Source organism: Amycolatopsis sp. NPDC049688, assembly GCF_040674975.1.
Lineage (GTDB): Bacteria > Actinomycetota > Actinomycetes > Mycobacteriales > Pseudonocardiaceae > Amycolatopsis.
The window spans coordinates 252961-268440 of the sequence record NZ_JBFANY010000007.1 but is presented as its reverse complement, the minus strand read 5'-3'; the positions used below and the strand labels follow the sequence as shown (position 1 = coordinate 268440).

At 74.1% G+C, this 15480-nt stretch carries 17 protein-coding genes; 11 read left to right on the top strand and 6 right to left on the bottom strand.

Going from position 1 to position 15480, the window contains the following annotated elements; all coding sequences use genetic code 11:
- The first annotated feature begins 6 nt into the window (after nt 1–6).
- The 3 genes from AB0J55_RS24535 (at nt 7) to AB0J55_RS24525 (ending at nt 1527) form a co-directional block, all read left to right on the top strand.
- Complete coding sequence (locus AB0J55_RS24535; protein WP_364252636.1) at nt 7–342, top strand: hypothetical protein; 336 nt, start codon at nt 7–9, stop codon at nt 340–342.
- 12 nt (nt 343–354) lie between these two features.
- Nucleotides 355–765, top strand: a complete 411-nt coding sequence (locus AB0J55_RS24530) for a hypothetical protein (RefSeq protein ID WP_364252633.1) — start codon at nt 355–357, stop codon at nt 763–765.
- 240 nt (nt 766–1005) lie between these two features.
- A complete protein-coding gene (locus AB0J55_RS24525) occupies nt 1006–1527 on the top strand; it encodes a CGNR zinc finger domain-containing protein (protein ID WP_364252630.1) in 522 nt (173 codons plus the stop codon).
- Nucleotides 1528–1529: 2 nt separating this feature from the next.
- Here the strand turns inward: AB0J55_RS24525 and AB0J55_RS24520 are convergent, their stop codons facing one another.
- The 4 genes from AB0J55_RS24520 to merB all read right to left on the bottom strand — a co-directional run bounded on the left by AB0J55_RS24520 (nt 1530) and on the right by merB (nt 5708).
- A complete protein-coding gene (locus AB0J55_RS24520) occupies nt 1530–2309 on the bottom strand; it encodes an LLM class F420-dependent oxidoreductase (protein ID WP_364252627.1) in 780 nt (259 codons plus the stop codon).
- Between the two features lie 71 nt (nt 2310–2380).
- The gene (gene crtI, locus AB0J55_RS24515) at nt 2381–3853 is read right to left on the bottom strand and encodes a phytoene desaturase family protein (protein ID WP_364252624.1); all 1473 of its coding nucleotides are present in this window, start codon (nt 3851–3853) and stop codon (nt 2381–2383) included.
- A 1-nt stretch (nt 3854) separates the two neighbouring features.
- Nucleotides 3855–4946, bottom strand: coding sequence for a polyprenyl synthetase family protein (locus tag AB0J55_RS24510; protein ID WP_364252621.1), 1092 nt, complete (start codon nt 4944–4946; stop codon nt 3855–3857).
- A gap of 72 nt (nt 4947–5018) precedes the next feature.
- Nucleotides 5019–5708 (bottom strand): organomercurial lyase, encoded by a 690-nt coding sequence (gene merB, locus AB0J55_RS24505; protein WP_364252618.1) that lies wholly within the window; start codon nt 5706–5708, stop codon nt 5019–5021.
- 49 nt (nt 5709–5757) lie between these two features.
- On the opposite strand from merB, the gene AB0J55_RS24500 reads away from it, so the two are divergent.
- The 3 genes from AB0J55_RS24500 (at nt 5758) to AB0J55_RS24490 (ending at nt 9449) form a co-directional block, all read left to right on the top strand.
- Nucleotides 5758–6642, top strand: coding sequence for a methylenetetrahydrofolate reductase (locus tag AB0J55_RS24500; protein ID WP_364252615.1), 885 nt, complete (start codon nt 5758–5760; stop codon nt 6640–6642).
- Nucleotides 6643–6682: 40 nt separating this feature from the next.
- Nucleotides 6683–8365 (top strand): DUF885 domain-containing protein, encoded by a 1683-nt coding sequence (locus tag AB0J55_RS24495; protein ID WP_364252612.1) that lies wholly within the window; start codon nt 6683–6685, stop codon nt 8363–8365.
- 217 nt (nt 8366–8582) lie between these two features.
- Entirely contained in the window at nt 8583–9449 is an 867-nt protein-coding gene (locus AB0J55_RS24490; protein ID WP_364252610.1) for an EamA family transporter, read from the top strand.
- Between the two features lie 19 nt (nt 9450–9468).
- On the opposite strand, the gene AB0J55_RS24485 is transcribed toward AB0J55_RS24490, so the two are convergent.
- Both AB0J55_RS24485 and AB0J55_RS24480 read right to left on the bottom strand, forming a co-directional pair.
- The gene (locus tag AB0J55_RS24485) at nt 9469–10041 is read right to left on the bottom strand and encodes a GNAT family N-acetyltransferase (protein WP_364252607.1); all 573 of its coding nucleotides are present in this window, start codon (nt 10039–10041) and stop codon (nt 9469–9471) included.
- Nucleotides 10038–10550 carry a YbaK/EbsC family protein gene (locus AB0J55_RS24480; protein WP_364252604.1) on the bottom strand — a complete coding sequence of 171 codons (513 nt, stop codon included), beginning with the start codon at nt 10548–10550 and terminating at the stop codon, nt 10038–10040. Before AB0J55_RS24480 ends, AB0J55_RS24485 begins: the two co-directional genes overlap by 4 nt.
- A gap of 942 nt (nt 10551–11492) precedes the next feature.
- Here AB0J55_RS24480 and AB0J55_RS24475 point away from each other — a divergent pair.
- From AB0J55_RS24475 to AB0J55_RS24455, 5 genes are all read left to right on the top strand, one after another.
- The gene (locus tag AB0J55_RS24475; RefSeq protein ID WP_364252601.1) at nt 11493–11948 is read left to right on the top strand and encodes an SAV_6107 family HEPN domain-containing protein; all 456 of its coding nucleotides are present in this window, start codon (nt 11493–11495) and stop codon (nt 11946–11948) included.
- Nucleotides 11938–12705, top strand: coding sequence for a maleylpyruvate isomerase family mycothiol-dependent enzyme (locus AB0J55_RS24470; protein ID WP_364252598.1), 768 nt, complete (start codon nt 11938–11940; stop codon nt 12703–12705). Before AB0J55_RS24475 ends, AB0J55_RS24470 begins: the two co-directional genes overlap by 11 nt.
- Nucleotides 12706–12763: 58 nt before the next feature.
- Complete coding sequence (locus AB0J55_RS24465) at nt 12764–13495, top strand: VOC family protein (protein ID WP_364252595.1); 732 nt, start codon at nt 12764–12766, stop codon at nt 13493–13495.
- Nucleotides 13496–13510: 15 nt separating this feature from the next.
- A complete protein-coding gene (locus AB0J55_RS24460; RefSeq protein WP_364252592.1) occupies nt 13511–14344 on the top strand; it encodes an alpha/beta hydrolase in 834 nt (277 codons plus the stop codon).
- A 74-nt stretch (nt 14345–14418) separates the two neighbouring features.
- Nucleotides 14419–15480, top strand: coding sequence for a GNAT family N-acetyltransferase (locus AB0J55_RS24455; protein WP_364253092.1), 1062 nt, complete (start codon nt 14419–14421; stop codon nt 15478–15480).

Genomic DNA, 15480 nt, shown 5'->3' with positions numbered 1-15480 from the left:
AGCCCGGTGATCTTCACGCTCGCCGCCGTCGTGAACACCTGCGCGCGGACGTGCTCCGGCGCCTCGCGGTGGCGGATCGCGAACAACGCCGTGAGCTGCGGACCTTCGGCGAACCCGGCCAGCACGGCCGCCGCGAGGACGCCGACGCCGTGCCCGCTCGCGGCCGGCAGGCAGCTCGCGGCCAGCAGGAGCGAACTCAGCCAGACGGTCCGGTCGGGCGCCCACGGCAGCGGCTTCCTCGCGAGGACGGCGTTGGCCAGCAGCGACGCCACGGCCAAGAGGGTCAACAGCAGCGCGCCGTCCGCTGGGCCGCGCAGGTGGCTCGCGCCCAGCAACGGGTAACACACCGTGACCATGCCGATCCCCGTGCAGGAGATCGTCGAAGCGACCGTCGCCCGTCGCAGCGGCCCGTTGCGGACCAGGACCCGGAAGCCGTCCCGGAGACGGCTCTTGCGGGGTTTTCGTTTCGGCAGGGACCACGCCACCGGGATCGCCACGGCGACCAGTGCGACGGCGACCACCATCCCGGTCGCCCCGCCGAGCAGTCCGGCCAGGCCGGGCCCGGCGAGCGCGGCGGCGGTGAACGTCATCGCGTCGAAGCGGCTGGCCTGCGGTAACGCGGGCCCGGCGACGCCGGGCAGCTGCGCGGTCCAGCCGCCGGCGATGGCGGGGTTGAGCAGGCCGGTCACGACCGCGACCGCGACGACGGCCTCGAGCGGCAACCTCCCGAAAAGGGCGCTGACCAGCGCAATCCCGCCCGCGTAGCCGCCCAGGGCGACGGCGAGCAGCCGTCCCGGGGTGGCACTCCGGTCCAGCAGGGCGCCGAACAGGGGGCCACCCGCGGCGGCGGCCGCGGTCAGCCCGGCAAGCAGCGCAGCGCCGGCGTGCGGCCCCGAGGTCATCCCGAGCAGCAGCAGCGCGGGGCCGGACAGCTCGTCACCGGTCCGGGCGAGCGTGGCGCCGAGGAGGTAACGTCTTATCACGGGCAAGACGTTACAATGCGGTATGGCTTTCCCGCACCGGGATTCCGTGCAGCGAGCGGTCGACCTGCTGGCCGTGCTGCTGGATCCGGCTCCCGAACCGGCCGCGGTGGCGCAGGTCCTGCGCGAGCACGGCGAACCGGAGGTCTCGCTGTCTCCGGAAGAGGTCCGTGAACTGCGCGCGGCGGCTCTGGAGCTGCGTGAAGTCTTCGCCGCGCCTGAGGCGCCTGAAGCGGCTTCGGTGCTCAACGCGTTGTTCGCGAAGTACGCGCGCCCGCCACGCCTGACCGACCACGAGGACGGCTACGGCTGGCACCTGCACGTCGACGCGGCCGACGACGGGCCGTGGGGCGCGTGGCTGGTGACGTCCTCGGCGCTCGGGCTGGCGTCGCTGCTGGCGGAGCGCCAGGGGCCGCCGGGCGGGCTGTGCGCGGCACCGGCGTGCGGGAAGCCCTTCGCGCACACGGGCGGGGGAAGCCCGCGGCGGTACTGCTCGTCCCGGTGCGCGACACGCGAACGCGTCGCCGCGCACCGGGCGCGCCGGTGACGTCAGCCCTGGGTCTTGTCGCGCCAGGCGATCCAGGACTTGAGGGGGTCGAGGTCGTAGTCCGGGCCGCCCACGCCGACCGTGAACGTCGTGACGCCCAGCTCCAGCAGCTTCGGGCCCAGTTCGTCCGGCTCGCCCTGGACGCCGCACGAGCGCTCGATCTCGGCCGGGTCGCGGCCGACGTCCGCGCAGTGCTGGTCGAGGATCTTGACCTTGCGGCCGACGACCTCCGGGTCGCCGAAGCCGTGCCAGATGTCGCCGTGCTTGGCCACCAGCTTGAGCGTCTTCTTCTCGCCGCCGCCGCCGATCAGGACCGGGATCTTGCGGGTCGGCGCCGGGTTCAGCTTCGACAGGCGCGACTCGATCCGGGGGAGCGACTCCGCCAGGTCGTCGAGGCGGCCGCCGGCGGTGCCGAACTCGTAGCCGTACTCGTCGTAGTCCTTCTCGAACCAGCCGGAGCCGATGCCGAGGATGAGCCGGCCGCCGGAGATGTGGTCGACCGTGCGGGCCATGTCGGCCAGCAGCTCGGGGTTGCGGTAGCTGTTGCAGGTGACCAGCGCGCCGATCTCCACCCGGGACGTCGACTCGGCCCAGGCGCCGAGCATCGTCCAGCACTCGAAGTGCATGCCGTCGGGGTCGCCGTAGAGCGGGTAGAAGTGGTCCCAGTTGAAGATGATGTCGGCCCCGAGGTCTTCGGCGGCCGACGCGGTGCGCCGGATGCTGTCGTAGTCGGCGTGCTGCGGCTGGAGCTGCAGGCCGATCCGGATGCGTCGTTCGGTCATGATCGCAGCCTACGACCGCCGCGGAGCGTCTCGCGCGCCCAGACGTCGAAGTCCGGCGCGACGCTCTCGCTTCACCGGCCGGTGATGCGTTCCGCGGCCAGCCGTCCGGAGATCAGCACCGGCGGGATGCCGACGCCGGGGGTGGTGCCGCAGCCGGCCAGCACGACGTTGCCCGCCGCGCGGACCAGGTTCGCCGGCCGGAACGGACCGGTCTGGGTGAACGTGTGCGCCAGCGAGAACGGTGTCCCGGCCGCGAGCCCGCGCGCCGCCCAGTCCGCAGGCGTGATCGTCTCGTCGACGGTGAACTCGCCGCCGAAGCCGGTCAGCCCGCGGGCTTCGAGCGTCCGGAGCAGCTCCTCGCGGTACGGCCCGCGGATCCGGTCCCAGTCGATCGGCCCGCGCCGCAGGTTCGGGGCGGGGGCGAGCACCGAGACGATCTCGCCGCCGCGCCCGGCCAGCCCCGGGTCGGTCGCCGTCGGCCGGGTGACCAGCAGCGACGGGTCGCTCATCAGCTTCCCCTCGCGGATGATCTCGGCGAACGTCCGCTCCCAGGCACCGCCGAAGAAGATCGTGTGGTGGCCGAGGTCCCACTTTTCGCTCGTCCGCCCGTGCAGCACCACGGCGGACGGCGAGTAGCGCAGCGGCAGCGGACGGCGGGGCCGCGCGCCGAGGAGGCGGTAGGCCGTGCCCAGCTCGGTGGCCAGCACGACGGCGTCGCAGGCGATCCGTTCGCCCGAGCGCGTCCGGACCGCGCGGACCCGCGAGTTCACCCGTTCGAGCCAGGCGGCTTCGGTGCCGAACCGGACGTCGGCGCCCGCCCGGGCCGCCGCGCCGGTCATCGCCCGGCCGATCTCGCCCATCCCGCCTTCGGGGTAGTAGACGCCGCCGACGGTGTCCATGTACGCGATGACGCCGTACGCGCCGATCGCGCGGGCCGGGTCGAGGCCCGCGTAGAGCGCCTGGAAGGTGAACAGCCGCCGGACGCGCTCGTCGAGCAGGTAACGGCCGACGCGCGGGCCGAGCCGCCCGAAGCCACCCAACGCGGCGAGTTTCGCCAGCTCGGGGCGGGCCAGGTCGAGCGGCGAGTCGAAGTTCGCCGCCAGGAAGCGGTCCTTCTGCACGGCGTACAGCTCGGACAGCCAGCGCCGCAGCGCCCGGTAGCCCGCCGCCTCGCGGCCGCCCGCGAAGGCGCGGATCTCGGCTTCCATGGCGTCGCCGTCGGTGTGCAGCGGCAGGGAGCTGCCGTCGGCGAACCGCGCCCGGTACGCCGGGTCGAGCCGGGTCAGGCGCAGGTTCTTGGCCAGGGGCTCGCCGACCGCGGCGAACGCCTCCTCGAGCAGTTCCGGCATGGTGAGCACGCTCGCGCCGGTGTCCACGGCGTTGCCGTCGAAGCTCTGCTGCCCGGCGCGGCCGCCCGGGGTGTCGGCCTGCTCCAGCAGCGTGACCTGCCGTCCGGCGCCGAGCAGGTGCAGCGTCGCCGAAAGCCCGGCCAGTCCCGCGCCGATGACGACGACGTGGTCAGCCGGCCCGGCCAGCGTGCGCACGTCAGTACGTCCGCTGGGTGGCCTTGACGACCAGCCCGGTCAGCGCCGCGGGTGCGGGCTCGGCCAGGTGCGCGCGGTCCAGCGCGGCCATCGCGGCCGTCGTCAGCTCGTCGATCCGGCGCTCGACCGCGTCGACCGCGCCGACCTGCTGCAACGCCATCCGGACGGTCTCGACGCCTTCGTCGGACAGGTCCGCGTCGCCGATCGCGTCGGCGATCACCGTGGCCGCCGCCTGCTCGCCCTTTTCCGCCGCGAGCTGCAGGCCGAGCGCGACGAGCAGGGTTCGCTTGCCCTCGCGCAGGTCGTCGCCGGCGGGCTTGCCGGTGACCGACGGGTCGCCGAAGACGCCGAGCAGGTCATCGCGCAGCTGGAACGCGACGCCGACCTCGCCGCCGAACTCCAGCAGCGTGGCGATCAGTTCCGGAGAGGCGCCGCCGAGCGCGGCGCCCAGGTGCAGCGGCCGTTGCACGGTGTAGGCGGCGGTCTTGAGCCGGTCGATCTTGAGCGCGGCCTCGACCGAGGCGTCGCCGGTGGCCTGCGTGCGGACGTCGAGGTACTGCCCGGCGAGCACCTCGGTGCGCATCGCGCGCCAGGCCGGGCGTGCCGCGGCCAGGGTCGCGGCGGGCAGCGGCGCGTCGGCGAACATGTCGTCCGCCCAGGCCAGCGCGAGGTCGCCGACCAGCACCGCGGTGGCCAGGCCGAACGTCGTCGGGGAGCCGAGCCAGCCCTGGTCGGCGTGCAGCTTCGCGCCGGCGATGTGCACCGTCGGGTTGCCGCGGCGGGAGTCGGAAGAGTCGATCAGGTCGTCGTGGATCAGCGCGCAGGCCTGGATCAGTTCGAGGCTGGACACCGCCTGCAGCACGCCCTCGGCGTCCGGGCCCGCCGGGTCGCCGCCCGCGCCGCGCCAGCCCCACCAGGCGAACGTGGGGCGCAAACGCTTGCCCCCGCCCAGGACGAACCCGCGCAGCGCGTCGATCCCGGCGGCCACGGTCGGCTCGGTGCCGAGGATTTCGGTCCCCGCCCGATCGAGGAACCCGGTCAGCGCGCGCTCGACGTGGACGGGCAGGTCGGTGTCGGCGGCGGGCGCGTTCATCCCGCCATCCTCGCCGAACCCGCGAGGGCGCGGGCGGCCGGGGCACCCGGATGTGGCGAATCAGACTCCGGCTCAGGCCCCGCCCGGGGGAGCCCAGAACGGCCCGGTCAGGCCCGCCTCGGCGAAGTAGGCGACGGCGTCGTCCGGTTCGCGCCGCCGGTAGCCGCGCTCCAGCCGGCCCGCGTACCAGCCGCGGGCGAGCCGCCAGAGCGTGACCAGGTCCAGCACGGACCCCTTGGCCTGCCCGGTTTCCGCCAGCCAGGCGTCCACACAGGACTCACAGCAGAAGAGGCGCTGGTTCGCGCACGTGTGCAGCACGTCGTCCCACATCCGTGCGGCGGGCACGAGGAAGTGCGCGACCTGCGCGCCCTCGGGCGGTTTCGCCCGCTCCACGACCAGCGCGTGCGGCTGCCCGCAGCCGGGGCAGCGGGTCGCCACGAGCACTTCCGGCTCCGCGTCGACCAGGTGGGGGATGGCGAACGAGTCCCACGCGCAGCCGCCCCACCACAGCGTGTGCGCGCCCATCACGGAGAAGCCGAGCGACTTCGCGGCGAACGGGTGGGCCAGGACGACGTGCTCGCACTCGTCGAGCACCAGGTGGTGGGCGTCGGCGAGGCGGTGCAGCGCCTGCTTCGCGACGGCCAGCGACCCGCCCGCGGCGTCGGCCAGCTCCGGCGCCGACGGCGCCCGGCCGTGGTCGGCGAAGGCGTGGTAGACGGCCAGGCGCACGTCTTCGTCCCAGCTCGCGTCGTCAACCCTCATCGTTCACTCCTGTATCGAGTCTAGAGCCGGGACCCTTAACATTCGAGGTATGACGTCGGTGATCGAGCGGTTGCGCGGAGACGGGCCGAAGTTCTCCATCGAGTTCTTCCCGCCCCGGGACGCGGCGGACGAGGCCGTCCTGTGGAAGGCGATCCGGGAGCTCGAGCCGTACGACCCGGCCTACATGTCGATCACCTACGGCGCCGGCGGCTCCAGCCGCGACGGCACGATCCGCAGTATCGCCCGCGTCGCGACCGAGACGACGCTGGTGCCGATGGCCCACCTGACCGCGGTCAACCACTCGGTCGCCGAGCTGCGCAACGTGATCGGCTGGTACGCCTCGGTCGGCGTCCGCAACATCCTCGCGCTGCGCGGCGACCCGCCGGGCGACGTCTACGGCGAGTGGATCCCGCACCCGGAGGGCCTGACCTACGCCGAGGAGCTGGTGCAGCTGGTCCGGTCGCTGGGCGACTTCTGCGTCGGCGTGTCGGCGTCGACCTACGGCCACCCCCGCTCGGCGGACCTCGAGACCGACACGAAGTACCTGGTCCGCAAGCTGCGCGCGGGCGCGGACTTCGCGATCGCCCAGCTGTTCCACGACGCCGAGGACTTCCTCCGGCTGCGCGACCGCGTGGCCGCGACCGGCTGCGACGTCCCGGTGCTGCCCGGCGTGATGCCGCTGACGACCATGCGGACGCTGCAGACGACGATCAAGCTCTCCGGCGCCCCGGCGCCGCGGAAGCTGCTGGACCGGCTCGAACCGCTGGCCGACGACCCGAAGGCGTTCCGCGCGGCGGGCATCGACGTGATCACCGAGCTGTGCGAGAAGCTGATCGCCGAGGGCGTGCCCAACCTGCACTTCTACACGTTCAACCGGTCGAAGGCGACGCGCGAGGTGATCGCCCGGCTGGGCCTCGTCCCCGCCCGTGCTTAAGTACGTACCGTCCGGTACGCGCTACAGGTAGCGTGCGGCCATGGCTTCTACTGCTTCCCAGGGCGTGCACGACATCTGTGACCGCTACGTCGACGAATACGTGGCCGCGGACCCGGTCGCGGCGACCGTCCACGGCATCAACGGGCACGACCACCAGCTGACCGACTACTCGGCGGACGGGTTCGCCGAGCGCGCCGGGATCGCCGCGCGGGCGCACGCCGCCGTCGCCGCCACCGAGCCGCGGGACGCCGCCGAGCGGGCGGCGAAGGCCGTGTTCACCGAGCGCATCGGCCTGGAGCTGGAGATCCACGAGGCCGGCCTCGACGTGGCGAGCCTCAACGTCATCGCCAGCCCGGTGCAGGAGCTGCGGATGGCGTTCGACCTGATGCCCCTGGAAACCGAGCAGGACTGGTCGGTCGTCTCGGCGCGGATCGGCGAGGTCCCCCGCGCGCTCGCGAACATCCGCAGCGGCCTGCTTTCGGCGGCCGACGCGGGGCACGTCTCGGCGCTGCGGCAGGTCGCGAAGGTGGCGGAGCAGTGTGAAACGTGGGCGGGCCTGAAGGAGGAGACGGGCTTCTTCACGGGGCTGGTCGCGCCTTCGCCGGGTTCGGCGTTGAAGGCCGATCTGGAGCACGGCGCACGGGCCGCGGAAGAGGCGTTCGCGGAGTTCGCCGGGTTCCTGCGGGCGGAGCTGGCGCCGAAGGCCCCGGTCAAGGACGCCGTCGGCGAGGACGTCTACCGCCTGTGGTCGCGGTACTTCGTGGGCGCGGCGCTGGACCTGCGCGAGGCCTACGAGTGGGGCTGGGCGGAGTTCGCCCGCATCGAGGCCGAGATGCGCGCGGTGGCGAACCGCATCAAGCCGGGCGCGTCGCCGGCCGAGGCGGCGGCGGTCCTGGACGCGGACCCGCGTTACCGCGTCCGGGGGCGCGCGGAGTTCGAGGCGTGGATGCAGCGCCTGTCCGACGACGCCCTGGAGTTCCTGCGCGGCAAGCACTTCGAGATTTCCGACCGCGTGATGGCCCTGGAGTGCAAGATCGCCCCGCCGGGTGGCGGCGTCGGCGCGTACTACACGCCTCCGAGCGAGGACTTCACCCGCCCGGGCCGCATGTGGTGGTCCCTCCCGGCGGGCCGCGACGAGTTCGTCACCTGGCGCGAAACGAGCACGGTGTACCACGAAGGAGCCCCCGGTCACCACCTCCAGATCGCGACGGCGGTGGACCAGTCGGCGGGCCTGAACAAGTACCAGCGGCTGATGGCGTTCACCTCGGGCCACGCGGAGGGCTGGGCCCTGTACGCGGAGCGCCTGATGGAGGAACTGGGCTACCTGTCGGACGACGGAGACCTGCTGGGCATGCTGTCGGAGCAGCTGTTCCGCGCGGCCCGGGTGGTGGTGGACCTGGGCATGCACCTGGAGCTCGAGATCCCGGCGGGCACGGGCTTCCACGAGGGCTCACGCTGGACACCGGAGCTCGGCCTGGAGTTCATGCTGACCCGCACGATCACGGACCAGGCCCACGTCCGCGACGAGATCGACCGCTACCTGGGCTGGCCGGGCCAGGCCCCGGCGTACAAGATCGGCGAGCGCCTGTGGCTGGCGGCCCGGTCGGAGGCCCGCTCCCGGGCGGGGGCGGGGTTCGACATCAAGCGGTTCCACACGGAGGCGCTGAAGCTGGGCGGGATGGGGCTGGACACACTGCGGGAGCAACTGTCCCACCTGGACTGAGTGCTCGGGGGGGGGTCACCGAAAACCGGTGGCCCCGCTTCGCTTTTCCCCGATAGGTTCCCTCTCGTGCGCCGAATGCTCTTCGTCACCCCACCGCCCCGCGCCTGAGCGGGGTGGTCCTCGCCGCGTGGCTCAGGGAGTCCGCGGCTGATTTGTCTTGCGCACCGCCCCGCGTTCGTCGAATTCCCTTTCCTTCGACGCAGACGCAGGAGCGTTCATGTCCCTCGCCTTACCCACGCGCGCCCGTTCGTCGGCCGCGCTCGTCCTCGCCGGTGTCCTCTGGGGCACCGGTGGTCTCGCCGGCTCGCTGCTCGCGCGGCGGGCCGGCCTCCACCCGCTCGCCGTCGCCGACTACCGGCTGCTCGTCGGCGGTGCCGTCGGAACTCTCGTCCTGAAAGGCCGCGGTTTCCCGCGCACACCGGAAGCCCTGCGGCGCATCCTCGCCGTCGGTGGCCTCTTCGCCCTCTTCCAGGCCAGTTACTTCGCCGCCGTCGCGCTCAGCTCGGTCAGCGTCGCGACCATGACCACGATCGGCGCCGCGCCCGTCATCGTCACCCTGCTGTCAGTGCGGAAGATCCGTCGCTGGACGATGGTGTCGACGGCGGGCACCCTCGCCGGCCTGGTGCTGCTGCAGTGGTCACCGGGTGAAGCGATCTCGTTCGGCGGTCTCGGCTTCGCGCTGCTCGCGGCGGCCGGCTTCGCGACCCTCACCCTGCTCACCGCGAAGCCGGTCGAAGGTCTCGACCCGCTGCCGACGACGGCGTTCGGCTGCCTCACCGGCGGCCTGCTGCTCCTCCCGGTGGCGAGCTGGTCCGGCATGGGGATCCCGCTGCAGACGGACGTCCTCGCGACCGTGTGCTACCTCGGCGCCGTCCCGACCGCCCTCGCCTACGCCGCCTACCTGCGCGGCCTGGCCGACGCGCACCCCGTGCTCGGCGCGCTGTCGGCGGTGCTCGAGCCGCTGACGGCGGCGGTGCTGTCCGCGGTGCTGCTCGGGGAACGGCTGAGCGGCACGGCCTGGTGCGGCGCGGCCGTGCTGGTCGCGGCGCTGGCCGTCGGCTACTGGCGCCCGGAACCGCGGTGAGGCGGCGCTGCCCCTCGGCTCAGCGCGGGTCGAGGGGCAGCGCGCGCCCCAGGATCGCGAACGGCCGCGGGTCGCCCGCGAAGTGGTAGTCGCGCAGGACGTCGACGAACCCCGTGCGGCGGTAGAGCTTCCACGCCCGGCTGGTGCCCTCGGGCGTCGACAGCAGCACGTTCGCGCTCGGCACGCCGTCGAGCAGGCCGCGGAGCAGGTCCTCGCCGATCTGGTGGCCCTGGTTCTCCGGCCGGACGTGGATCTCGGTCAACTCGAAGTAGTCCGACAGCCAGCGGTCGGCTTCGGCGGACCCGGACCGGCGGCTCAGGCCGTGCCGCACCTGCTCGTGCCACCACTGCCCGGCGCGGCCGCGGTAGCCGTAGGCCAGGCCGAGCAGGACGTCGTCGGCGTCGAACGCGGCCATGCAGCGCCAGCCCTCACGCAGCGCGTGGGTGAGCCACATCGGCGCGCGCTGCTCGGCGGTGCCGGCCGGGTACCGCATCGCCCGGACGTAGATGTCCAGCGCTTCGGGCAGGCGGGCGCGGAACTCGTCCGCGGAGAGCTGGACGTAGCGGGAGCAGCCGGCGGGCATCGCGGTCACAGCGGTCCATCTTCCTCCGCGCCGCCGAGCGCGCCCGGGGTGCCCCCGGTCAACGCGACCAGCTCGGCGAAGGTGGTCGGGTAGACGGTCTTCGGGTGTCCCGCGGCGGCCCACACGACGTCGTGGGCGCGCAGCGCGGTGTCGACGAGGGTCGGCAGCTTCGCCGGGTGGCCGGTGGGCGCGACGCCGCCGATCGGCTGCCCGGTGTGCGCCCGCACGAAGTCGGCGTCGGCCTTGCCGATTTCGCCGCCGGCCAGCCGGGCGAGCGTGGCCGGATCGGCGCGGTGGGCGCCCGAGGTGAGGGCGAGGAGCGCTTTTTTGTCGGACCCCAGGCGGAAGATGAGGCTGTTGGCGATGGCCCCGACGGGCACGCCGAGCGCTTCGGCCGCCTGAGCGGCGGTCCGGACCTCGGCGGGCAGGACACGGATGCCCTCGGCGGCGCCGTGCTGCCCGGCTTCGGCCAGCGCGGCCGCCACCTTGGCGACGGCGGGGTGCTCCAGCGAACTCATGAGCCTATGAGATCACGCCGCCGACCTGGTGTCCCGCACCACGCCCGCCCGGGGTTGAGCGGACACCGGGTCCGGGGTTACTCTGGAAATTGTTCGAACAAGCGTTCGACATCTGGTGAGCGCGCACCGGTCGGGTGCCCGGGACCGGGACGGGGGAAGCGTCTCGGCACCGGGCCCTCGATCGGGCTCACCCCGCGCAGGAGGAGGGTCGCCATGTCCGTCAAGGTCGTGTCCCCCACGGATCCCGGGCAGCCCGAGCTGCCCATGTCGCTGCGCCCGCAGGCTCCCCGGCGCTCCCGGCAGTGCCTGACCCCCGGCGCGGAGACCCGCCCCCGCCCGCCGGCGGATCCCCGGCAGCCCGAGCTGCCGATCCTGCGCACACCGGACTCCGGCCGGCTCGAGGAACACCCGGCTCCCACGGACCCGGGGCAGCCGCAACGGCGCCCGCCGGCTCCGGCTCCCGCGAATCCGGCGCCCTCCCAGCCGGCCATGACGGCTGCCGAGGCGGAGTCGGGGCAACTCGAGCTGCATGCGTCGGCTCCCGCGGCTCAGCCCCGGCCGGCTGCGGCCTCCACGCCGCCTCGGCGCGCGGCTCGCGAGGATTCCGGTTCGCCCCGGCCGGCTGCGGCCTCCGAATCGCCTCAGCAGCGCCTGGCTATGACGGATTCCGGGCCGTCGCAGCCGCCCGCTGCCCCCGCGCCGCCTCAGCAACGCCCGGTTCCCAAGGACTCGCCCCGGCCGGCTGCGGCCTCCGCGCCGTCCCAGCGGCGCGCGGCTCCTAAGGACTCCGGGTCGCCCCGGCCGTCCGCGGCCTCCGCGCCGCAGCGGCGTCCGTCGGGTCCCGCCGATCCGCAGCAGTCCTCGCCCGAAGTCTCCGCGTCGCAGCCCGAGCTGCCGATTCCGCCGCAGCGTCCCGCGCCGGCCGCGCACCCCGGATTGCCCATGGCGCTCCGGCCGCCCGGCTCCGAGCAGTCCGCGCTGCCCATGTCATTGCGGCCGCCGGCTCCTCCGGCCGCGGCCGGGTTGCTCGCCCAGGCGCGGCGCGGGCTTGCCGAGGCTGAGCGCGAAACCCATCCCGCCGAGCGGTTCATCGGGGCCTACCTCGCCGCGCTCCGGGGTGCCGCCGCCGTGCTCGCCGGGCGGGGGCGGCCGCACCGGGGGCGGGCGCGGCCCGCCAGCACCTGGATGCTGCTCGACTCCGTCGCCCCCGAACTGCGGGAGTGGTCGGCCTTCTTCGCCGGCAACTCCGCCACCCGCGCCGCCGCGCAGGCCGGGATCACCGGGAAGGTCACCGCCGAGTCGGCCGACGGGCTCGTGCGCGCCGCCGCGTCCTTCCTGGAACTGGTCCGCCGGCTCGTGCACGGCCTGCCGATCACCGGGGAAGCCCATGTCGCGTGAGCACGGCCCGGTCGACCAGGGGCGGTTGCTCACGGCGTTGGGAATCGAAGGCAGGCTGCTGGCCGAGGCGGTGCACACCGCGCCGGTCGAGGCGCCCGTGCCCGCCTGCCCGGGCTGGTCGCTCGGCGAGGTGGCCCGGCACGTCGGGAGCCTCTACCGGATGGTCCGGCGCCGGCTGACCGACGGCCGCAGTCCCGACGACTGGCCCCGCGACCCCGCACCGGGCCAGAGCCTGGGTGACTTCCTGGAGACGGGCCTGACCGAGCTGCTCGACGAGCTGGCCGCGCACGACCCGGAGGACCGCGCCGACACCTGGTGGCCGGCCGACCGCACGTACGGGTTCTGGCGACGGCGGATGCTGCACGAGACCGTCGTGCACCGGGTGGACGTCGAGCAGGCGGCGGGCGTCGAGTCCCGCGGCGTGCCCGACGACGTCGCGATCGACGGCATCGACGAAGCCCTGACCCTGTGGTTCGGGCAGAAGCTGCCGATGCTCGGCCTGACCGGCACCAAGGCGGGCACGGTCGGCGTCCGGGCCGGGGCGCACAGCTGGATCGCGCGGGCCGGGCCCGTGACCACGGAGGCCTGGCGCTGCTCGGCCGAAGAGGCCGGGGCCGCGGACGACGTCGTCACGGCCGGCCCCGCGCAGCTCTACCTGTGGCTCTGGGGCCGGGCGTCCCTGACCTCGGTGACCGTGCGGGGCGTGCACGACCAGGCGGCCCAGCTCTGGGCGCTGCTGCGGCTCGCAACCCGATGAACCGGCCGGTGGGGAAGCCGAACCGGAACTGTCGGGGGTGGCGGTTAGCCTGCGGCGCATGAGCACCCGCCTGGTGAACCTGGTGATCGACGCGGCGCGGCCGGGAGTCCTCGCGGACTTCTGGGCCGCGCTGCTCGGCTGGCACGTGGCGATCGAGGACGACGGCGAGGTCGACGTCCGCGCTCCGGAGAGCGACGGCTGGGACCTGGACCTGGTCTTCGTGCCGGTACCGGAACCCAAGGAGGTGAAGAACCGCGTCCACCTGGACCTGGCGAGCACCACCCCGGGCCATCAGGCCGAGCTGGTGGCGCGCGCCCTGGAGCTGGGCGGCAGGCGTGTCGACCTCGGGCAGGGTGACGTGCCGTGGGCCGTGCTGGCCGATCCGGAAGGCAACGAGTTCTGCGTCCTCGAGCCGCGCGCACAGTACGCGGACACGGGCGCGGTGGCGTCGATCGTGGTCGACGCGCACTCCCCGGAAGCGCTGGCGGCCTTCTGGGCGCGGATCACCGGGTGGCCGGTCCGGGGCCGCGAAGGGGACGTCCTGGTGGGCCTGCGCTCGCCGTCCGGCCGGGGGCCGTGGCTGGAGTTCCTCCGCAACGACGACACCAAGCGGGTCAAGAACCGCGTGCACCTGGATGTCGCGCCCCCGGCGGGCGAGGACCACGCCGCGGCGGTGACGGAGGTCGTCGCGGCCGGTGCGGCGCCGGCTGACCTGGGCGGTCCCGCGTTGCCGTGGCGCGTGCTGACGGACCCGGAGGGCAACGAGTTCTGCGTGCTGACCCCGCGCTGACCTAGCGTGGACCCCATGGAGATCTTCGACTGGGAGGGGCGCCGGATCGCGTGGGAGCGCGCCGGATCGGGGCCGGCGGTGGTGTTCTGCCACGGCACGCCGTGGTCGTCGTGGCTGTGGCGGCCGTTCGCCGAAGCGCTGAGCGCCGAGTTCACCGTGTACCTCTGGGACATGCCCGGCTACGGCCGTTCGTCGAAGGACGCCGGGCACCCCGTCGGCTTCGGAGTTCAGACCGAGGCGTTCCTGGCCCTGCTCGCGCACTGGGGTCTCGACCGGCCGCACGTCGTCGCCCACGACTACGGCGGCGCCGTTTCGCTGCGCGCCCACCTGGTGCACGGCGTGCCGTACGCGTCGCTGCTGCTGGCCGACGCCGTGGTCATCCCGCCGTCGGGTTCGCCGTTCTTCCGGCTGGTCAAGGAGCATCCCGACGTGCTCGCCCAGGTGCCGCCGTACATCCACGAGGCGCTGGTCCGCGCCTACGTGAGCAATGCGAGCTTCCGGGAGCTGCGCGAGGCCGACCTGGACGAGCTCGTCGCCCCGTGGCTCGGGGAAGAGGGACAACCCGCGTTCTACCGGCAGATCGCCGCCTACGACGAGCAGTACCTGGCCGAGAACGAGCGGCTGCTGAGCGCGGCCGACGTGCCGGTGCGGGTCCTGTGGGGCGCCGAGGACACCTGGATCCCGCCGGCGATCGGCGAGCGGCTGGCCGCCGGCCTCCCCGGCGCGACGTTCGCCCCGGTCGCCGGCGCGGGCCACCTCGTCCAGCTGGACGCCCCGGTCGCGCTGGCGACCGAGCTGCGGGCCTGGCTCGGTGTTTCGCCGGGGTTGCCGGGCCGCGTCGAACGCTGACCTGCCCGAAACACCGGCGTCCTGGGGCGGCAACAACCCCGGGGGACCGTGGGGGCATGGAGACCTCCAGAGCGTTGCCCCAGCCGGGCCGGACGGCCGCCGTCGAGGAGCCGGTCGCGCCGTCGGCGTGGCGGGTGCGGATCCGGATGCACGACCACCCGGGCACCCTCGCCCGCATCGCGATCCGGCTCGCCGACCTCGAGTGCAACATCCTCGGCCTGTCCGTGCTGCCGGTGCCGGGCGGTGTGCTCGACGAGATCGTCCTGCGGCCCGCGACCGGCCTGCCGCGCCGGCACCTGGTCGACGCCATCCGCGCCGAGGGCTGCGAATGCACGGCGATCATCGACGCCGACGTCCACGAGCTGGTCGACCCGTCGGCGTCGACGCTGCTCGCGGCCCGCCGCGCGGTCGACGACCCGGCCCGTGTCGCCGAGGTGCTGAAGGACGTCCTGGCGGCGGACGTCGTCACGCTCGTCCCCGCCGTCGAAGCGAACCCGGCCCGCACGGAGAGCGGGCACCGGGCGGTGTTCGCGCTGGCCGACGGCAGCGCGCTGGTGGCGCGCCGCCAGTGGGCGCCGTTCGTGCAGCTGGAGCTGACCCGCGCCGAAGCGCTGGTGACGCTGCTCGCCGCGGCGGCCCGGAACGTCGCCGGCCCGGTGGTCCTCGACCGCCCGGACGGCGCGGCGATCGTGCTGCGCAAGGGCGTCCCGGGCGACGCGGACGCGGTGTCCGAGCTGCACCGCCGCTGCTCGATGGCGACGCTGTTCCGCCGCTACCACACGGGCGTGCGCTCGGTGCCGCGCCGCTGGCTGCACCGGCTGCTGGTGCCGCCGCGCGGCACGAGCGTGCTGGCGGTCTTCGGCCGCGAGGTCATCGGCCTGGCGCAGCTGATCCCGGTGGCGTCCGGCGCCGCGGAGATTTCGCTGCTGGTGGAGGACGACTGGCAGCAGCAGGGAATCGGCACGGCGTTGCTGGCGCGGTTGGCGGTGCTCGCGGAAGCCCAGGGCATCACGGAGCTGTCCGCGGACTGCCTGGCGGGCGACGACGTCCTGCCCCGCACGGCGGCCCGCGCCGGCCTGCGCACGGAACGCGGCGTCGAAGACGGCGCCAAGCTGAGGTTGTTCCTGCCGGCTTGA